The 15,278-nt window shown below is 37.4% G+C and carries 19 protein-coding genes; 4 read left to right on the forward strand and 15 right to left on the reverse strand.

What is annotated here, in order from left to right:
• From rpsS to AC1DG9_RS04180, 7 genes are all read right to left on the reverse strand, one after another.
• Positions 1-267 carry a 30S ribosomal protein S19 gene (gene rpsS, locus AC1DG9_RS04150; RefSeq protein WP_008244581.1) on the reverse strand — a complete coding sequence of 89 codons (267 nt, stop codon included), beginning with the start codon at positions 265-267 and terminating at the stop codon, positions 1-3.
• Positions 267-1,091, reverse strand: coding sequence for a 50S ribosomal protein L2 (rplB, locus tag AC1DG9_RS04155; protein ID WP_048907443.1), 825 nt, complete (start codon positions 1,089-1,091; stop codon positions 267-269). Before rplB ends, rpsS begins: the two co-directional genes overlap by 1 nt.
• Positions 1,092-1,114: 23 nt before the next feature.
• Positions 1,115-1,405, reverse strand: coding sequence for a 50S ribosomal protein L23 (gene rplW / locus AC1DG9_RS04160; protein WP_172661516.1), 291 nt, complete (start codon positions 1,403-1,405; stop codon positions 1,115-1,117).
• Between the two features lies 1 nt (position 1,406).
• Positions 1,407-2,036, reverse strand: coding sequence for a 50S ribosomal protein L4 (rplD, locus tag AC1DG9_RS04165; RefSeq protein WP_048907445.1), 630 nt, complete (start codon positions 2,034-2,036; stop codon positions 1,407-1,409).
• A gap of 4 nt (positions 2,037-2,040) precedes the next feature.
• Complete coding sequence (gene rplC, locus AC1DG9_RS04170; RefSeq protein ID WP_048907446.1) at positions 2,041-2,658, reverse strand: 50S ribosomal protein L3; 618 nt, start codon at positions 2,656-2,658, stop codon at positions 2,041-2,043.
• Between the two features lie 180 nt (positions 2,659-2,838).
• Complete coding sequence (locus AC1DG9_RS04175) at positions 2,839-3,231, reverse strand: DUF1634 domain-containing protein (protein WP_337717214.1); 393 nt, start codon at positions 3,229-3,231, stop codon at positions 2,839-2,841.
• Positions 3,228-4,064: a sulfite exporter TauE/SafE family protein gene (locus AC1DG9_RS04180; RefSeq protein ID WP_172661518.1), complete on the reverse strand. Its 837-nt coding sequence runs from the start codon at positions 4,062-4,064 to the stop codon at positions 3,228-3,230. Before AC1DG9_RS04180 ends, AC1DG9_RS04175 begins: the two co-directional genes overlap by 4 nt.
• A gap of 130 nt (positions 4,065-4,194) precedes the next feature.
• On the opposite strand from AC1DG9_RS04180, the gene AC1DG9_RS04185 reads away from it, so the two are divergent.
• Positions 4,195-4,803 carry a hypothetical protein gene (locus AC1DG9_RS04185; RefSeq protein WP_172661519.1) on the forward strand — a complete coding sequence of 203 codons (609 nt, stop codon included), beginning with the start codon at positions 4,195-4,197 and terminating at the stop codon, positions 4,801-4,803.
• Positions 4,804-4,877: 74 nt separating this feature from the next.
• On the opposite strand, the gene rpsJ is transcribed toward AC1DG9_RS04185, so the two are convergent.
• The 5 genes from rpsJ to AC1DG9_RS04210 form a co-directional block, all read right to left on the reverse strand.
• Complete coding sequence (gene rpsJ, locus AC1DG9_RS04190; protein WP_008244591.1) at positions 4,878-5,183, reverse strand: 30S ribosomal protein S10; 306 nt, start codon at positions 5,181-5,183, stop codon at positions 4,878-4,880.
• A 59-nt stretch (positions 5,184-5,242) separates the two neighbouring features.
• Complete coding sequence (gene fusA, locus AC1DG9_RS04195) at positions 5,243-7,357, reverse strand: elongation factor G (RefSeq protein WP_048907450.1); 2,115 nt, start codon at positions 7,355-7,357, stop codon at positions 5,243-5,245.
• 17 nt (positions 7,358-7,374) lie between these two features.
• Entirely contained in the window at positions 7,375-7,842 is a 468-nt protein-coding gene (rpsG, locus tag AC1DG9_RS04200; protein WP_048907451.1) for a 30S ribosomal protein S7, read from the reverse strand.
• Between the two features lie 16 nt (positions 7,843-7,858).
• Positions 7,859-8,272 carry a 30S ribosomal protein S12 gene (rpsL, locus tag AC1DG9_RS04205; RefSeq protein WP_008244597.1) on the reverse strand — a complete coding sequence of 138 codons (414 nt, stop codon included), beginning with the start codon at positions 8,270-8,272 and terminating at the stop codon, positions 7,859-7,861.
• Positions 8,273-8,555: 283 nt separating this feature from the next.
• Entirely contained in the window at positions 8,556-8,813 is a 258-nt protein-coding gene (locus AC1DG9_RS04210; protein ID WP_394367893.1) for a VF530 family protein, read from the reverse strand.
• Between the two features lie 12 nt (positions 8,814-8,825).
• Between AC1DG9_RS04210 and AC1DG9_RS04215 the strand changes: the two genes are divergently transcribed.
• Positions 8,826-9,467: a hypothetical protein gene (locus AC1DG9_RS04215; protein WP_288882859.1), complete on the forward strand. Its 642-nt coding sequence runs from the start codon at positions 8,826-8,828 to the stop codon at positions 9,465-9,467.
• 127 nt (positions 9,468-9,594) lie between these two features.
• Here AC1DG9_RS04215 and AC1DG9_RS04220 read toward each other — a convergent pair whose 3' ends face one another.
• From AC1DG9_RS04220 to AC1DG9_RS04230, 3 genes are all read right to left on the reverse strand, one after another.
• A complete protein-coding gene (locus tag AC1DG9_RS04220; protein ID WP_288882857.1) occupies positions 9,595-11,559 on the reverse strand; it encodes a M1 family metallopeptidase in 1,965 nt (654 codons plus the stop codon).
• A 75-nt stretch (positions 11,560-11,634) separates the two neighbouring features.
• Positions 11,635-12,372: a hypothetical protein gene (locus AC1DG9_RS04225; protein ID WP_288882855.1), complete on the reverse strand. Its 738-nt coding sequence runs from the start codon at positions 12,370-12,372 to the stop codon at positions 11,635-11,637.
• A gap of 92 nt (positions 12,373-12,464) precedes the next feature.
• The gene (locus AC1DG9_RS04230) at positions 12,465-12,812 is read right to left on the reverse strand and encodes a Spx/MgsR family RNA polymerase-binding regulatory protein (RefSeq protein WP_172661524.1); all 348 of its coding nucleotides are present in this window, start codon (positions 12,810-12,812) and stop codon (positions 12,465-12,467) included.
• A gap of 147 nt (positions 12,813-12,959) precedes the next feature.
• Between AC1DG9_RS04230 and AC1DG9_RS04235 the strand changes: the two genes are divergently transcribed.
• Together AC1DG9_RS04235 and AC1DG9_RS04240 are read left to right on the forward strand one after the other, a co-directional pair.
• A complete protein-coding gene (locus AC1DG9_RS04235; protein WP_288882853.1) occupies positions 12,960-14,462 on the forward strand; it encodes a sensor histidine kinase in 1,503 nt (500 codons plus the stop codon).
• 85 nt (positions 14,463-14,547) lie between these two features.
• Entirely contained in the window at positions 14,548-15,234 is a 687-nt protein-coding gene (locus tag AC1DG9_RS04240; RefSeq protein WP_288882852.1) for a LytR/AlgR family response regulator transcription factor, read from the forward strand.
• The last annotated feature ends 44 nt before the right edge of the window (positions 15,235-15,278 follow it).

Below are 15,278 nucleotides of genomic sequence, written 5' to 3' on the forward strand. Positions count from 1 at the left end.
TTATTTTTTCTTTTCAGAGTGACCCCTAAATGTTCTGGTTGGAGCAAACTCTCCCAGCTTATGACCAACCATGTTTTCTGTTACGTATACCGGTATAAATTTATTACCGTTGTGTACTGCAAATGTATGACCCACAAAATCTGGTGAAATCATTGATCTGCGTGACCAAGTTTTAATTACAGACTTCTTGCCTGAATCATTCATAGATACTACTTTCTTCTCTACGTTATGGTCAATATAAGGTCCTTTTTTTATCGAACGAGCCATTATTTCTTCCTTTTCTCTATGATGAAACGATTTGAGTATTTTTTAAGTGTACGGGTTTTGAAGCCTTTAGCATACATACCGTTCCTTGAGCGAGGCTGACCTCCTGATGAGCGACCCTCACCACCACCCATAGGGTGATCGACTGGGTTCATCGCTACTGGACGTGTTCTTGGACGACGTCCCAACCAGCGGCTGCGACCTGCTTTACCTAATACCTCATTTGCATGATCTGAATTGGAAACTGCTCCTATTGTAGCCAAACATGCAGTCAAGATTAATCTTGTCTCACCTGAAGGCATTTTCAATGTAGCATATTTACCATCACGAGCTGCTAATTGTGCATAAGCACCTGCACTACGTGCTAACTGTGCTCCACGGCCTGGATGAATCTCTACATTGTGCACAATAGATCCCAAAGGAATATTGGCCAATTTAAGAGTGTTTCCTACCTCTGGAGTAGCTGTTTCTCCCGAAACTACTGTTTGTCCTACTTGCAACCCTTCAGGTGCAATAATGTAACGCTTCTCGCCGTCTGCATAATGTAATAGTGCAATACGTGCGGTACGGTTTGGATCGTATTCAACAGTAGCTACTGTTGCAGGAATATCAAATTTCTCACGTTTAAAGTCAATCAAACGATAAGATTTTTTGTGACCACCACCCATGTAGCGCATAGTCATCTTTCCTGTATTGTTACGTCCTCCCGATTTCTTAGAAGATACAACCAATGATTTTTCGGGCTTGGTTGCTGTAATCTCCGTAAAACTGGCACCAACTCTAAAGCGGGTTCCCGGAGTAACTGGTTTAAATTTTCTTAAGCCCATAGTTATAAATAATTCAATTCTTATTAAATATTCGCGTAATAATCTATTGTTTCACCTGCTTTCAAGGTTACAATAGCTTTTTTATATTTCGGGGTACGACCACTAACTAATCCACCTTTAGTATTTCTAGATTTAAGTTTACCATTTACTACCATTGTATTGATAGCTAAAATGTTAACACCATACATCTTTTCAATAACTTGCTTAATCTGCAATTTATTTGCTTTATGATCTACTTGAAAAGTAAAGCGGTTAGATTTTTCTGTTAATGCCGAAGCTTTTTCTGTTAATATTGGTTTTCTTAAAAGTTCCATATTACTTGGCAAATGCCTCCTCCAATGTTTTAAGAGATTCAGTCGTCAACAAAAGCTTACCGCAATTTAATACATCATAAGTATTCAATTGATCTGCAGTAATAACTTTAGCTTTCTGAATGTTTCTGCTTGATAAATAGATATTGTTATTTTGTGAAGGTAAAACCAACAATGTCTTTTCGCCAGCTAAATTTAATGCGCTAACTAAGTTCAAGTAGTTTTTAGTTTTGATTGAATCAAAAGTGAAACCTTCTAAAACCACAACACTTTGATCTTGTGCTTTGTATGATAATGCAGACTTACGAGCCAACACTTTCAGTTTCTTATTCAATTTAAAACTATAATCGCGTGGTTGAGGACCAAATACACGACCACCACCATTAAACAATGGAGATTTAATACTTCCGGCACGAGCACCACCAGTACCTTTTTGTTTATATAATTTACGGGTTGAACCTGCAATCTCATTACGTTGTTTAGACTTGTGAGTACCTTGACGTTGATTAGCCAAATACTGTTTAACATCTAAATAAATTGCGTGGTCAACAGGCGTTATGCCAAATACCGACTCAGGAAGCTGCACCTTGGCACCTGTCTCTTTTCCTGAAATGTTTAATACTTTAACTTCCATCTGCTTACTTATCTAAGATTACGTAAGAACCCTTAGCTCCTGGTACGGAACCACTAACTACAACTAGATTTTGATCAGCATAAACTTTCAAAACTTGTAAGTTCTGAACTTTTACTCTATCTCCACCCATTCTTCCCGCCATACGCATGCCTTTAAATACACGTGAAGGATAAGAAGCAGCACCTAATGAACCTGGCGCACGCATTCTGTTATGCTGTCCGTGAGTTTGACCACCAACACCGCCGAAACCATGGCGTTTAACAACACCTTGGAAACCTTTACCTTTTGATGTACCAACTACATCCACAAAATCTCCTTCGTTAAAGATGTTTACCGTTACAGTATCACCTAAATTTAACGATTCTTCAAATGGCTCAAATTCAACCAATTTACGTTTTGGAGTGGTGTTTGCTTTCGCAAAGTGCCCTTTTAGAGGCTGAGTGGTGTTTTTTTCTTTAGCTTCGTCGAAACTCAACTGAACTGAAACGTAACCGTCTTTTTCTTCGGTCTTTACCTGTGTAACTACACAAGGCCCAGCTTCGATCACCGTACAAGGAATATTCTTTCCCTCGGCGTCGAAAATGCTGGTCATTCCTACTTTTTTTCCAATAATACCTGACATTTTCTATTTTAATTTAACACCCATCGAAGCAGTAGGGCTTCGTTCAAGGTGGATACACATCCCTATTAAGGGAGGGCAAAAATAAGAAAGAAATCTTAATTTTCAAATAGTTAGCTCATTATTTTTTCAAATAAATGCAAAAAAATAATTACATGCGGTAACGTGCAATTAAAACAACATTTACCCAACCAACTTATTACTTAAACTAAATAGAATTACACATAAAACGAATGCTCCAATCAAAACGTATAAATAATCACGCTCAATTAAGAAGCTAAAAATCGAAAAAACCACGCGCATGATTGGTGTAAATATCAGCAAGAGAACTCCAAATTGAATAATAGCACTCCCTTTTAAATGCCCCAATCCTATAAAAATATCTGATACAGTAGAGAAGCCGGCCTTAACAGAATCAAAATGGCTATAGTTTACCATTTCAGAATGATTAAAGGCAAGGTACACCAAACCTCCTATAAAAACCACTGTCATAGAAGCAATTACACCAACCCTAAGTAATGTCCCAAGGATGATCTGAATATCCCTGTCTGCAAAGAAGTTCTTCTCTTCACTCATAATCTACCAGTTAATCCATTATAAATCATTTGCAGCGCCAAAAAAGCAACAACAACAGCAAAGATAATTTTAAGTTTATCTGTTTTAGTCTTTACCAATATTTTCGAGCCAACCGTTGCTCCTGTTAAAACACCTAGTGCCACAGGCATCGCAATTCCCGGATCAATCTGTCCTCTATGTAAATATACGATAGCACTGGCCGCCGCAGTAACCCCCATCATGAAATTACTTGTAGTAGTAGATACCTTAAAAGGGATACGCATTATGTTATCCATTGCAATAACCTTTAGTGCTCCGGAGCCAATTCCAAGCAATCCGGAAATTATACCCGCAACAAACATCATCAAAAAACCACCAATCACATTATGCACTGCATAATTTTGCATACCGTTTTCTGTCGGATAAGTACCGTTCAATTTTAAAAAAACTGCTAATCTCCCCGATGTATCATTATCAGAATGGTCAATTTTTTTCCTTATCATCATTACCGCCGAGAACAACAGAATAAGACCAAAAATTATTGCAATATAGCTGGGGTTAATATATACTGTAACAACTGCACCTATAATTGCGCTTATTGTGGTAGCAATCTCCAGGAACATCCCAATTCGAATATTGGTGATCCCCTCTTTTACATAAGCAGCCGCAGAACCTGACGAGGTAGCTATAACGGAGATAATTGAAGCTCCTATTGCATAGTGAATATCAACACCCAATACCAGGGTCAACAATGGAATGATAATTACCCCTCCCCCCAAGCCGGTAAGAGACCCAACTAATCCGGCCAAGAAAGCTCCCAGCAAGACAATAATTGTAAATAGTAATACCGACATTGCTGCAAATATACTATCTCCAAACAAAACACAATAAAATTAAAATATGAATGTTAAATTAGGGGTGAATCACTTGTGAAACCGCAAACTGAATAAACAACTACCAATATTTAAAAACAAAATACCATCAATGAGAAAAATCTTACTACCAATCATCACTATTCTATTAATTAATTTTACGGCTCAAGCGCAGTTAAAAGCGGATACAAGTAAAATTGATCCCTCTTTAAGGGGGCAGTACCAGCTTCTGCTGTCAAAATCTAAAACCTTAAATGGCTATAAATTAGTAAATCCATCCAGGTTATCGGTATTCTGGCAAAATGTGAGAGATAGTTTAAACACAGATCGCAAACAATTAGTGATAACAAGAAAAAAAATCGAGGATCAAGGAAAAGAGATCTCAGATCTAAAAAAGCAAATTTCTGGCACAGAATCATCACTTGCCAATTCCAATGCTAAGTTAAATGAGATCAGCTTTCTTGGAATAGGTTTTACCAAATCAAACTATAACCTGGTTGTATGGGGCCTAATAATTGCCTTAGGCGCAGCTTTGGCTATTATCATATTAAGATCAGCTAAGCATATCCATGAAGCCAAATACAGAAGCACCTTATATGATGAGATATCACAAGAATATCAAAACTATAAAGTTAAGGCTAATGATAAAGAGAAAAAGCTGGCCAGAGAACTGCAGGATGAACGTAATAAACTGGACGAGCTTAAAAATCGCGGTAAATAAACAATTTGCTGCAATAACAAAAAAGCCCTTGAAAATAAATTTCAAGGGCTTTTTTGTTAACCGTTAAAGTATAGTTATACTTTAATTTCTACTTCAACACCGCTAGGTAATTCAAGTTTCATTAAAGCATCAACTGTTTTAGAGTTAGAGCTATAAATGTCTAACAAACGTTTGTATGCGCATAATTGAAACTGCTCACGTGCTTTTTTGTTCACGTGTGGTGAACGCAAAACTGTGAATATTTTCTTTTCTGTTGGCAACGGAATCGGTCCGCTAACCACTGCACCCGTAGGTTTAACAGTCTTTACGATTTTCTCAGCAGATTTATCTACCAAGTTGTAATCGTAAGATTTTAATTTAATTCTGATTCTTTGGCTCATGGTATTTATTTAATTAAGGCGCCGGTTAGAGCTATTAATAACCGGCTGCCAATTTATTTTTATTCTACAGATTTAATTCTGCCTTTTGATTTAGCAATTACTTCGTCCTGAACGTTTTTCGGAGCTGGCTCGTAGTGATCAAACTCCATTGTAGAGGTTGCACGACCAGAAGTAATAGTACGTAACTGAGTTACATAACCAAACATCTCAGAAAGAGGTACAGTTGCTTTAATTACTTGAGCACCGTTACGTGTATCCATTCCTAAAAGTTGACCACGACGACGGTTCATATCACCGATTACATCTCCCATGTTTTCTTCAGGAGTAAGGATCTCGATTTTCATGATTGGCTCCATCAACACAGGGTTACATTTAGGTAATGCCTCACGATATGCCATTTTAGCTGCAAGTTCAAAAGATAAAGCATCTGAATCGACTGCGTGGAATGAACCATCAATTAAGCGAACTTTCATGTCTGGTAGTGGGTAACCAGCCAATACTCCGTTAGCCATAGATGCAGCAAATCCTTTTTCTACAGATGGGATAAATTCACGAGGAATTGAACCACCAGTAATTTCGTTAACAAACTGCAATCCACCTTTTTCCCAATCAGCATCGATAGGAGAAATAACAACTTGGATGTCCGCAAATTTACCACGACCACCAGATTGTTTTTTATATGTCTCACGATGTTGAACAGTTCCATTAATTGCTTCTTTGTAAGCAACTTGTGGTGCACCTTGATTAACCTCAACTTTGAACTCACGTTTTAAACGATCGATCAAAATATCTAAGTGAAGCTCACCCATACCAGAGATAACAGTCTGGCCAGTTTCCTGATCAGTTTGAACTCTAAAGGTAGGATCCTCTTCAGCTAATTTAGATAAGCCCATACCTAATTTATCAATATCAGCCTGAGTTTTAGGCTCAATTGCTAAACCGATAACCGGCTCTGGGAAATCCATTGATTCAAGAACAATTGGATGTTTCTCATCACAAAGTGTATCACCTGTTTTGATATCTTTAAATCCTACTACCGCAGCAATATCACCAGCACCTACATTAGGAATTGGATTTTGCTTGTTAGCATGCATTTGGAAGATACGAGAAATACGCTCTTTGTTTTCAGAACGTGCATTATAAACGTATGAACCAGCTTCTAGGTTACCTGAATAAACACGGATAAAGCACAAACGACCTACGAAAGGATCCGTTGCAATTTTAAATGCTAAAGCTGCAAAAGGCTCATTAATGTCTGGCTGACGAGTTACTTCCTGACCAGTTTCTGGGTTAGTACCTGTGATACCATCCACATCCATTGGCGAAGGCAATAATTCCATTACCAAATCAAGCATGGTTTGAACACCTTTATTTTTGAAAGATGAACCACACACCATAGGAACGATTTTAGCATCTAAAGTAGCTTTACGCAATGCATCAAGAATCTCACGCTCAGTGATTGAACTTGGATCTTCGAAGAATTTCTCCATCAAAGACTCATCGTAATCAGCAACTGCTTCTAATAAATTCTCTCTCCATTCAGCAACTTCATCAACCATATCTGCAGGAATTGGAACCTCAGTAAAGGTCATACCTTTATCATGCTCATTCCAAACAATACCACGGTTATTGATCAAATCAACAACACCAGTAAAGTTATCTTCAGCACCGATTGGTAACTGCAAAGGAACAGCATGACTGCCCAACATATCTTTAACCTGTTTAACAACTTTTAAGAAGTCAGCTCCAGAACGGTCCATTTTATTAACGAAACCTATACGAGGAACTGCATAGTTGTTAGCTAAACGCCAGTTAGTTTCAGATTGAGGCTCAACACCATCAACTGCTGAAAATAAAAACACCAATCCGTCAAGTACACGCAATGAACGGTTTACCTCTACGGTAAAATCCACGTGTCCAGGAGTATCGATAACGTTTACCTGATATTTATTACCACGGTAAGGCCAGAATACAGTTGTTGCAGCAGACGTGATTGTTATCCCGCGTTCAGCTTCCTGTACCATCCAGTCCATGGTTGATGCACCTTCGTGTACCTCACCAATCTTGTGGTTTACCCCAGCATAATAAAGGATACGCTCTGTTGTTGTAGTTTTACCTGCATCAATGTGAGCTGCGATCCCGATATTTCTAGTAAATTTTAAATCTCTTGACATTATAATAATTTCAAATATTAGAAACGGAAATGTGAGAACGCTTTGTTAGCCTCAGCCATTTTATGCGTATCTTCTTTCTTTTTCACTGCTGCACCTTCACCTTTAGCTGCTGAAACAATTTCACCTGCTAATTTTTCTTTCATGGTTTTTTCACCACGTTTACGAGCGTAAGAAATTAACCATTTCATGCCTAAAGCAATCTTACGGTCTGGTCTTACTTCTGTAGGTACCTGAAAGTTAGCACCACCAACACGGCGTGACTTAACCTCTACTGCAGGCATTACATTTGCTAAAGCACGTTTCCATACTTCTAAACCATTCTCACCAGCTTTTTTCTCAGCTAATTCAACAGCATCATAAAAAATATCATATGCGATAGATTTTTTTCCATCGTACATCATATTATTTACAAATCTCGTCACCTGAACATCGTTAAATTTTGGATCAGGAAGGATAATTCTCTTTTTTGGTTTTGACTTTCTCATTTTTCTTTCCTCCTAATTATTTCTTTTTACCTTTTGTTGGTGCCGCTGCTACTTGTCCTGGCTTAGGACGTTTAGTACCATATTTTGAACGACGTTGGTTACGACCAGCAACTCCTGAAGTATCTAATGCTCCACGGATGATGTGATAACGTACACCTGGTAAATCTTTAACACGTCCACCACGTATCAATACGATTGAGTGCTCCTGTAAATTGTGACCTTCTCCAGGGATGTAAGCGTTAACCTCTTTACCATTGGTTAAACGTACACGTGCAACTTTACGCATTGCTGAGTTTGGTTTTTTAGGGGTAGTGGTATATACACGTGTACATACACCTCTTCGCTGTGGACAGCTGTCCAACGCCGGAGACTTACTCTTGAACTCCAGTGCTACTCTACCTTTTCTAACTAATTGTTGAATGGTTGGCATTGTTCTTTTTTGTTTTTCTTATTTTATGTTTAAAAACTTTACCCCTCAATAAGGGACTGCAAAGGTAAGACAATACATTTTATAAATCAAGGGGTTAACACAAAATTATTCAAACCATAAGATTCACAGAATAAATAATAAGAGTTCTATATGGGGTATTCGGGTTTGGGATGAAAGCAGATTAAGAATTGGTATGGGATCCCTTTGGAAAACAGATACTTTTTTCAGAAGCACCCTCGAACAAACCTCGAAGCAGCATCGAACCTGTCTTAAAGTAATCGCGTTAATGAAAGGTGTTCAAGTATAATTTCTCTACTTTTTTCCTGGCCCAGTCAGTTTTACGTAAAAACTTAAGGCTCGAATTCATAGTAGGATTATTATTAAAACAAGCAATTTTAACAAGAAGACCCAATTCTTCCCAGCCATAGTGCCATACAAGTTGTTTTAGAATAAACTCGAGTGTTTTTCCGTGTAATGGATTATTTTTCTGCTCTTCTATGGCCATGCCACAAAAATAATAAGAATAACTAAATTTGGACATAAATAAAAATATATGAATTTCAAACTAGGAGACTTTGTTCGTTTTGTTGACGAGAATTTAGAAGGGTACATTACCAGAATTATCGACAAAGATACCATCGGTGTTACTGATGCCAATGATTTTGAAATACCGGTTTTGGCATCTAAAGTAACATTAGTACATGGTGAAATTATAGAAAATGACATTGTTACCAACCGCCCTGCCCCTGTTATACCTCAGGCAGAGTTTATAAAAGATGGTGTATTTCTTGCCATCGTAACAGATCAGCACAGTAATTCTGTAGCACACTTTCATATCGTAAATGAAACGTCTTTCCAATTACTTGTTAGTTTAACTACTGAAAAAGGTGGAAATTTTAAAGGTGAGTTCGCAAACATTTTGGCTCCTCATTCAGCTAAAAAAATCTATTCAGATCAACTTGGCGACATACAGATCTGGCCTAAGTTTAATATTGAAGTGTTGTTTCATACAACAGCTAATGTTGAACCTAAACCTCCTATCGTTATAAATAGAAGCATAAAAGGCAAGGATCTTTCTGTTGCTAAAGAAGATATTAGTTTGCTGAAGCAAAAAGGATGGTTAATTCGTCTCGATGAGCCTGAACCATTAATTGATGCTCAAAAGCTGAAAGAAAGTTTTTTCAAAAGCCACTAAATAAAAGTAGCTGCGTCATGCTGCAGCACAAACCGTCATCTCGACGATAGGAAAGATTCTTGAATGAATATAACCAAGAGATCTCTCCTATCGTCGAGATGACGGCCGCTTTAAAAACAACCCATTATTAGTTTTTCTTCCATTTATTATTATCGTTATTCACATCGGGCAATAGATTCTCCGGATCCAAAACAACCGACACTACCTCTTCAGTTGTAGGGTAAGGTACGGTCCATACATTATTCCGCATCCAAACATCAACCGGGATTTTTACACGGTCAGTTTTACCACTTTTGGTTTTAATCTCCAAAATAATCGGCATTGGCATTTTTTCCAGATTGGCAACAACTATGTTATACCCTCTGGCCTCATCCCTGTTAGATTCTGTTACGCTAACAATAGCCTGATCCATTTTCCAGTTTTCAAGAAACCATCCTCTCCAGAACCACGAAAGGTCTTCTCCTGCACCATTTTCGATAGAACGGAAAAAATCATCTGGCATTGGGTGCTTAAAAGCCCAATGATCTATGTATTGTCTAAAAGCATAATCAAAACGATCCGCCCCTAGTATTACGTTTCTCAATATATTCAATCCCTGAGCGGGTTTATAGTATAAATTCCCTCCAATATTACGTTCTCTCATAGCATCGGGGCTCAGCATTATATATTCTACTTCCGGACTTTGCTGCTTGTCGGCAATCTTATGCATATCATCAGGAGTTTTTTTGTACTCGCCATTATTAAATGCAGCCGATGAAATTCCATTAATAAAAGTATTAAAGCCTTCGTCCATCCAGCCATATTTACGCTCATTACTGCCCACAATCATAGGAAACCAAGTATGCCCAAATTCATGATCTATAACTCCCCAGGCACTCCCTTTTTTGGCTTTCCAGCCACAAAAAACAATTCCCGGATATTCCATCCCCCCAACATTACTGGCAACATTTACAGCCATAGGGTACGGATATTCAAACCATTTATCGGAATAATGCTCTATTGATGTTTTAACATATTCAACCGCTCTGCCATAACCATCGCTGCCGTTACTTTCAACAGGATGAGCAGAAACAGCCAGTGCTTTCTTGCCACTTGGCAAATTGATACGTGCAGCATCCAAAACAAATGCTTTTGACGATCCCCAGGCAACATCCCTGGCATTTTTAATTTTAAATTTCCAGGTGAGTTTATCTTTAGCAGGGCGGGATTTTGGATCCTTAACTTCAGATTCAGATCTTATAGATATTGTTTTATCGCTAGCCTTTGCTTCATTCCATCGTTGTAATTGCACAGGCGTAAAAACCTCTTGTGGATTCAACAACTCACCAGATCCCATAACAATATGATTTGCTGGCGCGGTTACAGCGAAATCAAAATCACCATACTCGCAATAGAACTCCCCTGCTCCCCAATAAGGTAAGGTATTCCATCCTAGAACATCATCATACACACACATGCGAGGGAACCACTGCGCTATCGCGAATATTTCACCATTTTTAGTTGTTAAATGCCCCATACGATCAGATCCATTAATGGGAATAACGAAAGAGAAATTCATTTTTATTGTTACTACATCTCCTGCAGCAGCCATTGGTTCGGCTAGTCGTATTTGCATACGGGTATCTTCTATCAAAGAGGTAAACTTAACTTCTTTCTGTTTTTGCAATACAGTTAAGCCTTCTATTTTATATCCGCCGTTTAGCTTTTCACCTCTGGCCCCATACCTACTTCCTGCAGCGATAAGTGCATTTCCTCTAGAATCCGGTGCAAATAGATTTTGGTCAAGCTGTAGCCATAAATAAGGTAATTTATCTGGGCTATTATTTTTATACGTAATAGTAACGGTACCAGTTATTTTATTATTTCCTTCATCCAAATCTGCAGTAATAGAATAATCGGCATGATTCTGCCAGTATTTTGGCCCCGGATAACCACTTGCTGATCTGTATTCATTTCCATTTTTAGTATAAAAAAGTGGACTAAATGCAGCATGTGCATCGTAATTACCAGCATTTGGATCTGTTTGCTGCGCTACTGTAGTCAAAGCAAATGCGCACAACAATACCACTAGTATGGTTGACTTGTAAGACATATAAAAGTTTAAGTTTATAGATTTGGAAATAAAGGTATAAAATCCAACCTATCCCCTGGTAATGTAACGACTTTATTAATTTTTCTTTAACCTTGGTACCTGAGGTGGTTTTCTTTGAGATGGAGGCAATTTTAGCCACTTATGGTAGGCCTGAACAGTATAATATTTATAGTCGAATGGCCTGTTGCTTTGCACTGTTGCAACAGGTGGCCTGTACATGGTCATAAAATCTTTTAATTCCTGACCCTTTAACTTTACCAGATCTGAAACATAGGCTTCAGTAAAAACACTTTTTATCTCATTTTCGTATTGATCCTTCTCTTCCAGATCCTTTACTTTGGCCTGCTGCTCTTTATACTTGCCATATCCCAAATTTAGCTTAAGGCCACCAGCTCTTGAAACATTAGGTTTACCTTTATAATCATCCGCCTCAACCCTTTTAAATTCTTTAGCCTCAGGATCCGGAGCTAAAATTGTAGGATTTATTTTTGCACTTAAGATCTTTACCTCCTTTAAACTGGTTGAACTGCCAGGAAGGAATACTGTTTTTGGAGAAAGGTTGGTAAGATAAAGTGTGTCTTTATGATAACCATTTAAAGAAAACTCCAATACATCCCCAATCTTAGCTGCAAGCGAAAAATTACCCGAGGCTTTCGTTTTTGTGCTTTGGTTATTATTAAAATTCTTAACATTTACCTCCTGAAGCGGCAAAGTCTTTATCTCAAAATCATAAACAGTTCCCGAAACAACATCTTGCGCCCAAAGTGATAGAGGAGCCATTAAAATCAATGCAAACAAAAGTTTCTTAAGCATATTCAAATATAACGCTGTTTAAGTGTCACGTTAACTATTTAACAAACATTAACAGCAAAATGTTCCTTTATTAAGATGATTTTTTCGAAATACTATTTTAAAGCGTTTTGGTAATTTTCTTCACTAAAGCTAATTAAAATGGGCTTTCCATCAACTTCTATTATTGGACGTTTAATGGCACTAGTATAAATCATTAAAACTTTAATAGCACTTTCTTTACTGTTTACCTCTTGTTGTTCCTCGGTACTTAGTTTTTTCCAGGTAGTACCTTTTTTGTTAAGTACATTCTCCCAACCAAATGTATCACACCAGGTATTTAGTTTTTCGGCACTGATTCCCTTTTTTTTAAAGTCATGAAATTCAGGTTTAAATCCATTTTCAGTTAACCAGGTCATGGCTTTTTTAACAGTATTGCAATTTGGTATTCCGTATACGATCATAATGGCAAACTTAAAAAAAAGATTTCAAATCATAATTCGTCACATTTTTTAAAGGTTTCATCACATTTTAAATTTTGTAACCCATAGTCGTTGTACTATTGCATCAACAAAGTGTATTGAAAATTAAAAAATATTAATCAACAGCAAATGAAATTATCAGAACTAACGAAGGTTGAATTTTGGATAGCTACCAGCCTTTATGGGTTTGCCATCCTTTTACTGGTTTCAAATTCGGGAGACAGCACTCCAAGTCACCTGGAGTATTTAGCCAAAGGTGCCAATATGCAGTATTCATATGTTTCGAATTATCTTATTCCGGAACTGTTCCGTTTTTCAATACTATATTTTAGTTTTCTCTTATTGAATTTCTGCATTATACCTGCTCTTTTTAAACCAAATAACAGAGCCTTGTCGCTGGTTATTTTAGTAGGCCTGTTTCTGGGGATCGGATTAATCACCAGCATCACCTATACCTATAGCAAGGTATATATGTTCCCCGATTTCAATAGCACTCAGGATGCCTACAACCACTTCTTTTTTAAAGGATTTACGTACTCTGCATGGTTGATATTAGTCATTACCATCTATGTAGCTCTTAAAAAACTGATTGTTAGTATTAAGGAAAATGAAAACACAGGTAATGATCCGTATAACCGTACTAAGTTAGAGGCAGTTTTCGGAGCAGCATTTTGGTTTGTGGGCCTGTTGTTACTAATAGCTACATCATCGCCGTTTGAGGTTATAGTATGCTGGACACTTGTGATTTGTTCAACAATAGCTCTTGTTATCTTTTCATTATACTATCTTATCCCCCAGGTCAAAGAATCTGGAAAGCGCTTTTGGAACTACTTCTGGAAGATATTTTTCATTACCATCGCATCTTGTCTGCCACTTGCGCTTATTGCACTAATGTTTAGCAACCATGCCGAAATGGCTGGTGTTGTAATAGCCTTCCATATCCCTACCCAACTCATTATAAGCGCACCTCTATCTTGGTATATTTATAAAAAAAGGAATGATTCTAACATAGAGCTTAACAGCTTAAAAACTGAACTTGGAAAGTCTGATGCGAGCTTAAGTTTCCTGCGGTCGCAAATTAATCCACACTTTTTATTTAATGCACTAAACACGTTGTACGGAACTGCTTTGCAAGAAAAAGCCGAACGTACCGGCGAGGGTATTCAGAAATTAGGCGATATGATGCGGTTTATGCTTCAGGAAAACCTACAAGACAAAATTTCCCTGACCAGAGATGTGGATTACCTTAATAACTACATTGCTTTGCAGAAGTTAAGAACTTCCCGTTCAGCTTCGATTTCAATAGAAACTCAAATTGAAGAGCAACTAAACAGTCAGCAGATTGCTCCCATGTTACTCATCCCTTTTGTAGAAAATGCCTTTAAACATGGGGTTAGTTTACAGCATCCATCGCATATAAAAATCACATTGCAGACCAAAGAGAACACCCTGTATTTTGATGTAAATAACAGCATCCACATTAAACCGGATAATGACCCCGAGAAACTTAAAAGTGGTATCGGCTTACAAAATGTAAAACAAAGGCTTGCACTGCTGTATCCTAGGAAGCATGAATTGATCATTAGGGAAAGTGCCAATGAGTTTTTTATTCATTTAACACTACAATTATAATAATTACATCAAGGCAAACTTATTAAAGATGTGTTATATTGTGCCAACAAAAGCTCTACTATTAGATAACAAATGATATTAAAAAATGCTGGCAATAGCAATTGATGATGAACCGATAGCACTGGATATAATAGAATCGCATGCGTCTAAAGTTCCGTTTATTGAACTCAAAGCTACATTTGTAAATGCTTTTGAGGCTATCTCCTATCTGCAAAACAATAAAATCGATTTAATTTTTCTAGATATAAAGATGCCCGATATTAGTGGCATTGATTTTTTGAATAGCCTAACGAATCCTCCAATGGTTATTTTTACAACCGCATATTCTGAACATGCGGTTAAGGGTTTTGAACTAGACGCTGTAGATTATTTATTAAAGCCATTTTCACTTGCCCGCTTTTTAAAAGGATGCAACAAAGCTCAAGAATTCTATAATCTTAGAAATAAGACAGAAAATGAAGAGCAACCTGCTGCCATTTTTATTAAAGACGGCTATGAGCAAATAAAGGTACAAATTGAAGACATATTATATATAGAGGCTTCGGGTAACTATACCCTTATTCACCTTGCAAACAAGCCACTTCTTAGTACTCGGATCCCTATAAGTGAAATGCTCCTGTTGCTTCCTGCAAAATCATTTATTAGAACACACCGCGCTTTTATAGTTTCAAAGGACAAGATTAGTAAGTATGATCGCACTCAAATCTGGATTGGCGAGCAAATTATCCCAATTGGGGTAACTTATAATCAATGTTTAAGGGAATTACATTAAATTTATCTTACAATAGTTAGTCAACTTGTCTTAACAAGTACTAT

The organism is Pedobacter sp. 05L430, assembly GCF_056397585.1.